We start from the raw sequence: 6,050 nt of genomic DNA, 5'->3' as shown, positions 1-6,050 counted from the left end.
CGCCGGGGTGGAGGCCGCGGTCTGGGGGGAGACCCTCACCGGGTTCGACGACCTGGCGTTCCTGCTGCTGCCCCGCCTCGCGGGCGTCGCCGAGAAGGCCTGGAGCGCCCCCACCACCTGGGAGTCCCACACCCGCCGCCTGTCCGGCCACGAACACCACTGGTCCGCCCTGGGCTTCACCGCCCACTACCGCCCCGCCTGACCCGGGGTCCGGGGACCGTCGGGGCACGGACGGCATCGGCTTGTGGCGCCCGACCACCTGATCGGGGTTCCGGTCGCTCTCGCGGGTCCCCGCCCGCCGTCCGCGATGGCCCAGGCCGACGCCCCACCGTCCGCGGAGGGCACGGGCAGCCCCGGGTTCCGCCCCTCGGCCCGCCTGAACCGGCCCCCGGGTCGACGTCCCGGCGTCTGCGGCCGGACGACGGGGCGCCCGGGAGCCGGGACGGCGGTGGAGGAGGACCACCGCCGCCCCGGCTGCACCACCTTCGGCGTGTGCTCCTCCCACCTGTGGCGATCCTTGGCGGCGGGTATCGGCCCGGCTCCACCTCGACTCCGCCGCCTTCGGTGCGTGCTCCGCCCACCTGCGGCGGCCCCGGAGGTGGGTACCGCCCTCGGGCCCACCGGTGGTGGGCCACCACCGGGTGTGCGCCGCTTTCGGACCGTGCCCGGCCTGCCTGCGGTGGCCCTCGACGGCGGGCCCCCGGGCTGCCCGCCGGCGGCGGGCTCTGGTCCCCGGGCCATCGGCCCCGGGCGGGGCTAGCGCCAGGTGCCCGCGGTCTTGCGGACGTAGTCGGCGAACGGGGTGGCGGGGCGGCCCAGGGCGCGTTCCACCCCGTCGGCGGGGTGGACGTTGCGGCCGTCCAGGATCTCCGCGAGCAGGGCGACCAGGCCGTGGCCGAGCTCGGCCGACTCCCCGGCGCCGACCACCAGGTCGACGAACTCCTCGGCGGACACCACCTGGTAGGTCACCTCGCGGCCCGCCACCTCGCTCACCGCGGCGGTGGCCTCGGCGAAGGTGAGCGCCTTGGGGCCGGTCAGCTCGTACAGGGCACCGGCGTGCCCGTCCTCGGTGAGCGTCCGCACCGCCACCTCGGCGACGTCGTCCAGGTCCACGAACGGCTCGGGGACGTCCGGCATCGGCAGCGCGACGGTGCCCGCCAGGACCGGGCCGAGCAGGAAGCTCTCGGAGAAGTCCTGGGCGAACATGGCGCACCGCAGCACCGCGAGCCCGGGGAAGACCTCCCGGACCAGCTGCTCGGCGAGCTGGGCGCGCTCCTCCCCCCGGCCCGACAGCAGTGCCATCCGGCGCACCCCGGCCCGCGCCGCGCGTTCGGCGAACGCGGCCACGGTCTCGGCGGCGCCGGGGAAGGCCAGGTCGGGGTGGTAGCAGAGGTAGACGCCGGTGACCCCGTCCAGGACGGCGTCCCAGGTGGAGCGGTCGTGCCAGTCGAAGCGCGGGTCCCCGGAGCGGGAGCCGACCCGGGTCCGGACCCCGGCCTCGGCGAGGCGGGCGGTGATGCGGCGGCCGGTCATCCCGGTGCCGCCGGTGAGGAGGATGTGCTCGGTGTGCGCGTTCTCGTTCATGGCTTCAGTTCATCAGCGCCACCTCGGACTGGACATGGTCGAAAACCCGATATGCATAAGAGAACATCCGACGTAGGCTCGAAGCATGGACCCGCTCTCCCACATCCTCGACGGGCCCCGCGCCCGGGGCGCCTTCACCCTGCGCACGGTGATGCGGCCCCCGTGGTGCATCGACGCCCGTGACGGCTCCGCCCTGACCGTGGTCGTGGTCATCTCCGGCCGCATCTGGGTGGGTTCTCCCCACGGCGAGGTCGAGGCGGGTCCCGGCGACGTCGTCCTGGCGCGCGGACCGGAGCCCTACATGATCGCCGACCGGCGGGGGCGCACGCCCACCGTCACCGTTCTGCCCGGGCAGCGCTGTGTGTCGGCCGACGGCGAGGAACTCCACCTCACCCTGCGCCACGGCGTCGGGACCTGGGGCAACGACCCCGACGGGCCCGACAGCATGATCGTCGGCGCCTACGAGGACGACAGCGAGGTCGGCCGCCTGGCGCTGTCCGCGCTGCCCCGCCTGGCGGTGCTGCCGGGCGAGCGGGTCGACCCGGCCCTGATCGCCCTGCTGACCAGGGAGATCACCAGCGCCCGCGTCGCCCAGGCCGGCCTCAACGACCGCCTGTTGGACTGCCTGCTGGTGATGGCGGTCCGCGCCTGGATCGAGGACGTGCCCAACCACACCCCCAACTGGCTCAACGCCCGCCGCGACCCGGTGGTGGCCCGCGCCCTGGACCTCGTCCACGAGCGCCCGGCCGACCCGTGGACCCTCGCGGGCCTGGCCCGCGCCTGCGCCGTCTCCCGCTCCACCCTGGCCGACCGCTTCCAGCGCGCCGTGGGCACCCCGCCCATGACCTACCTGCGCACCTGGCGCCTCACCCTCGCCGGCGACCTCCTCACCGCCCACCCCGACCTCGGCCTGGAGGCCGTCGCCGCCCGCGTCGGCTACGGCAGCGCCTTCGCCTTCAGCACGGCTTTCAAGCACCACACCGGCCGCAGCCCCTCCCACTACCGCACCCCCGTTCCCGCCACCTGACCCGCCCCCGGCCCGCCGACCGCCGTCTGTCCGGTGTCCGCCCGTCGCCCGCCCTATCCCGATCCGTCCCGCTCGGGTCGCGGGCACGCCGTCCCCGACAGCCCGCCGGTCGCCACCTATCCGGCGTTCGCCCGTCGCCCGCCCCACCCGGGCTGCGGGCACGCAGCCCTCGCCTGTCCGCTGGTCGCCGCCTATTCGGCGGTCCGTCCGCCGCCGCTTTCACCGCTCGCGGCCGTATCGGCCTGTCCCGCTCGGGCCGCGGACATGCCGTCCCCGACAGCCCGCCAGCCGCCGCCTGTCCGTCCGCCGCCGTTCTCACCGCTCGCGGCCGTATCGGCCCGTCCCACCCGGGCCGCGGACATGCCACCCCCGACAGCCCGCCCGCCGCCGTTCTCACCGTCCCCGGCCGCATCCCGACCCGCCCCACCCGGGTCGCGGGCACACCGCCCCCGGGCGTCGGCATGCGGGTGTCCGTACGGATGGTGTGCGTCATGAGGCCTCCCACATCCAGGAAAGCCCAAGGGCGCGCCCGGCGCCAGCGCCGGCCGCGCCCCTGTGGACAACTAGGCGTACCGGCTCTCCGGCCGCGGCAGCCCGTAGTGCTCCCGCAGCGTCCGCCCCGCGTACTCGGTGCGGAACAGCCCGCGCTCCTGGAGGATCGGCACCACCTGGTCGACGAACTCCTCCAGCCCGCCCGGCAGGTACGGCGGCATCACGTTGAACCCGTCCGCCGCCCCCGCCTCGAACCACCGCTGGATCTCGTCGGCCACCTGCTCGGGGGTCCCCGCGAACGTGTAGTGCCCGCGCCCCCCGCCCAGCCGCCCGATGAGCTCGCGCACCGTCAGCGCCTCGCGCTCGGCCAGCTCCGACACCAGCGTGAACCGGCTCTTGTTCCCCTCGATCGCGCTCTCGTCCGGCAGCGGCGGCAGCGGCCCGTCCAGGTCCTCCTCCGTCAGCTCCACGCCGAGCATCCCCGACAGCTGCCGCAGCGCGTAGTCGGGCGAGATCAGCGCCGTGAACTCCGCCTCCAGCTCCTTGGCCTCCGTCTCCGTCGGCGCGATGAACGGCACGATCCCCGGCAGCACCTTGAGCGCCCCCGGCGGCCTGCCGTGCGCGGCCAGCCGCCCCTTGAGGTCGCGGTAGAACGCCACCCCCTCGTCCAGGGTCTGCTGCGCGGTGAACACCGCCTCGGCGTACCGCGCCGCGAACGCCTTGCCGTCCTCCGACGACCCGGCCTGCACCAGCACCGGGTGCCCCTGCGGCGGCCGCGGCGAGTTCAGCGGCCCGCGCACCTTGAACCGCTCGCCCTCGTGGTCGATGACGTGCACCTTGTCCGGGTCGGCGAACACCCCCGACTCGGCGTCCAGCCGGATCGCCCCGTCCTCCCAGCTGTCCCACAGCTTGGCGGCGACCTCGGTGAACTCCGCGGCCCGCTCGTAGCGGCCCGCGTGGTCGGGCACCCCGTCCAGCCCGAAGTTGTGGGCCTCGTCGTCCCGGCCGGAGGTGACGATGTTCCACCCGGCCCGCCCCCCGCTGATGTGGTCCAGCGACGCGAACGCCCGGGCCAGGATGTACGGCGGGTAGTACCCGGTGGAGGCGGTCGCGATCAGCCCCACCCGTTCGGTGACGGCGGCGATCGCGCTGAGCAGGGTGATGGGTTCGAACACCCCCAGGATGTTGCGTTCGACGCGCGCCCCGGCGGCCAGCCCGTCGGCGAAGAACACCGAGTCCAGCCTGCCGCGTTCGGCGATCCGCCCCAGTTCCTGGAAGTGCGCCACATCCAGCACCCGGTGCGCCTCGGTGCGCGGGTGCCTCCAGGCGGCCTCATGGTGGCCCACCCCCATGAGGAAAGCGTTCAGGTGCAGCGTGCGTTCGGTCATGACCGGTCCCGGTCCCTTCTGCTGGTCTACTGGTGCGCACGCCAGCGCGAGAAGCGCCGTTCCAGCGTGACGAGGATTCCGTTGAGGGCGAGCCCCACCAGGGCGATGGTGAGGATGCCCGCGTACATGTCGGGGATGAGGAAGTTGAGCTGGGAGGCGTTGATCAGGTAGCCGAGCCCGGACTGGGCGCCGACCATCTCCGCGGCGATGAGCACGAGGATCGACGCGGCCCCCGACATCCGGATGCCGGTGAAGATCGACGGCACCGCCGCGGGCAGCACCACCTTGCGGAACAGCGCCAGCGGCCCGAACCCGAGCGACCTCGCCGACTTGACCAGCAGCGGGTCGACGGTGCGCACCCCGGTGATGGTGTTGAGCAGGATCGGGAACGTGCACGCGAAGATCACCAGGGCGATCTTGGAGGTCTCGCCGATGCCCAGGATCAGCACGAACACCGGCAGCAGGGCCAGCGCCGCCGTGTTGCGGAACAGCTCCAGGATGGGCAGCAGCAGGTCGGCGACCGGCCGGTACCAGGCGATGAGGATGCCCAGCGGCACCGCGGCGGCCACCGCGATGACGAACCCGGTGATCGCCCGCGACAGGCTCGCGGACACGTGCGCCCACAGCTGCCCGTTGAGGACCAGTTCCCAGGTGGCCACCAGCACCTCGCTGAACGGCGGCAGGAACACCCGGTCCACCAGCCCGAGCCGGGGTGCGACCTCCCACAGCAGCAGGAACGCGGCGATGGCCAGGGACCGCTTGGCCCACAGCCAGGCCGTGCCCAGGACGTTCTCCAGCAGGGCGTTGCGGGCGGCCGGTCCGGCGGCGGGTGCGACCGCGGGCACCGGTGCGGCCGTGGGACGGGTGAGGGTGTCAGCCATGGTCTGCCTCCTCGGCGGACGCGGGGGCGGGTCGGGCCAGCTCGCTCCGCTGGGCCTGGGCGACCTCGTCGTGCAGCTCCCGCCACACCAGGTGCCGGTAGTGCGCGAACGCGGGGGTGGAGCGCAGGTCCTCTTCGGCGCTGCGGTCGAGGTCGATGTCGATGACGCTCTTGATGCGGCCGGGCCGGGAGGTCATCACGGCGACCCGCCGCCCCAGGTAGACGGCCTCGTCGATGCCGTGGGTGATGAACAGGACGGTCTTGCCGGTCCGCTGCTGGATGGACAGCAGCTCCTCCTGGAGCGATTCGCGCGTCTGGGCGTCCAGGGCGGCGAACGGCTCGTCCATGAGCAGCACCTCGGGGTCGAACGCCAGGCTGCGCGCGATCGCCACCCGCTGCTTCATGCCCCCGGACAGCTCGTGGGGGTACCGGTCGGCGAACCCGTCCAGGCCCACCAGGGCCAGGTACTCGCGGGCGCGTTCGGCCCGTTCCCGGCGGGGCAGCCCCTTGGCCTCCAGCCCGAACTCGATGTTGCCCTGCGCGGTCCGCCAGGGCAGCAGCGCGTACTGCTGGAAGACGAGCCCGCGGTCCAGGCCGGGGCCGGTGACCGGTTCGCCGTCGAGGAGGATGCGCCCGGCGCTGGGCGCGGCCAGCCCGCCGAGCAGGTCGAGCAGGGTGG

General features: G+C 74.2%; 6 protein-coding genes. 2 read left to right on the top strand and 4 right to left on the bottom strand.

The window, feature by feature from the left end; genetic code table 11:
* On the top strand, positions 1–202 hold a 202-nt coding region (locus ACJOT3_RS31540), incomplete at its 5' end, for a family 20 glycosylhydrolase (RefSeq protein ID WP_406976782.1).
* Positions 203–756: 554 nt separating this feature from the next.
* On the opposite strand, the gene ACJOT3_RS31535 is transcribed toward ACJOT3_RS31540, so the two are convergent.
* Positions 757–1,584, bottom strand: coding sequence for a Rossmann-fold NAD(P)-binding domain-containing protein (locus ACJOT3_RS31535; RefSeq protein ID WP_406976781.1), 828 nt, complete (start codon positions 1,582–1,584; stop codon positions 757–759).
* Positions 1,585–1,669: 85 nt separating this feature from the next.
* Here ACJOT3_RS31535 and ACJOT3_RS31530 point away from each other — a divergent pair, with 85 nt between their 5' ends.
* Entirely contained in the window at positions 1,670–2,611 is a 942-nt protein-coding gene (locus ACJOT3_RS31530; RefSeq protein WP_406976780.1) for an AraC family transcriptional regulator, read from the top strand.
* Positions 2,612–3,174: 563 nt separating this feature from the next.
* On the opposite strand, the gene ACJOT3_RS31525 is transcribed toward ACJOT3_RS31530, so the two are convergent.
* The 3 genes from ACJOT3_RS31525 to ACJOT3_RS31515 form a co-directional block, all read right to left on the bottom strand.
* On the bottom strand, positions 3,175–4,491 hold the full coding sequence (locus tag ACJOT3_RS31525) for an LLM class flavin-dependent oxidoreductase (RefSeq protein ID WP_406976779.1): 1,317 nt from the start codon (positions 4,489–4,491) through the stop codon (positions 3,175–3,177).
* 26 nt (positions 4,492–4,517) lie between these two features.
* Positions 4,518–5,372, bottom strand: coding sequence for an ABC transporter permease (locus ACJOT3_RS31520; RefSeq protein ID WP_406976778.1), 855 nt, complete (start codon positions 5,370–5,372; stop codon positions 4,518–4,520).
* The coding region (locus tag ACJOT3_RS31515) for an ABC transporter ATP-binding protein (RefSeq protein WP_406976777.1) at positions 5,365–6,050 on the bottom strand (686 nt) is incomplete at its 5' end. The genes ACJOT3_RS31515 and ACJOT3_RS31520, both read right to left, overlap by 8 nt.

This window comes from Nocardiopsis protaetiae (assembly GCF_045446735.1).
Classification (GTDB): domain Bacteria; phylum Actinomycetota; class Actinomycetes; order Streptosporangiales; family Streptosporangiaceae; genus Nocardiopsis; species Nocardiopsis protaetiae.
Note: the sequence above shows the minus strand (reverse complement) of the source record. Positions and strands in the feature narration are given on the sequence as shown.

Excerpts from the sequence above, each read along its gene's own strand:
- ACJOT3_RS31530 (WP_406976780.1), top strand. The coding sequence starts at position 1,670 with ATGGACCCGCTCTCCCACATCCTCGACGGGCCCCGCGCCCGGGGCGCC.
- ACJOT3_RS31520 (WP_406976778.1), bottom strand. The coding sequence starts at position 5,372 with ATGGCTGACACCCTCACCCGTCCCACGGCCGCACCGGTGCCCGCGGTC.
- ACJOT3_RS31525 (WP_406976779.1), bottom strand. The coding sequence starts at position 4,491 with ATGACCGAACGCACGCTGCACCTGAACGCTTTCCTCATGGGGGTGGGC.
- ACJOT3_RS31535 (WP_406976781.1), bottom strand. The coding sequence starts at position 1,584 with ATGAACGAGAACGCGCACACCGAGCACATCCTCCTCACCGGCGGCACC.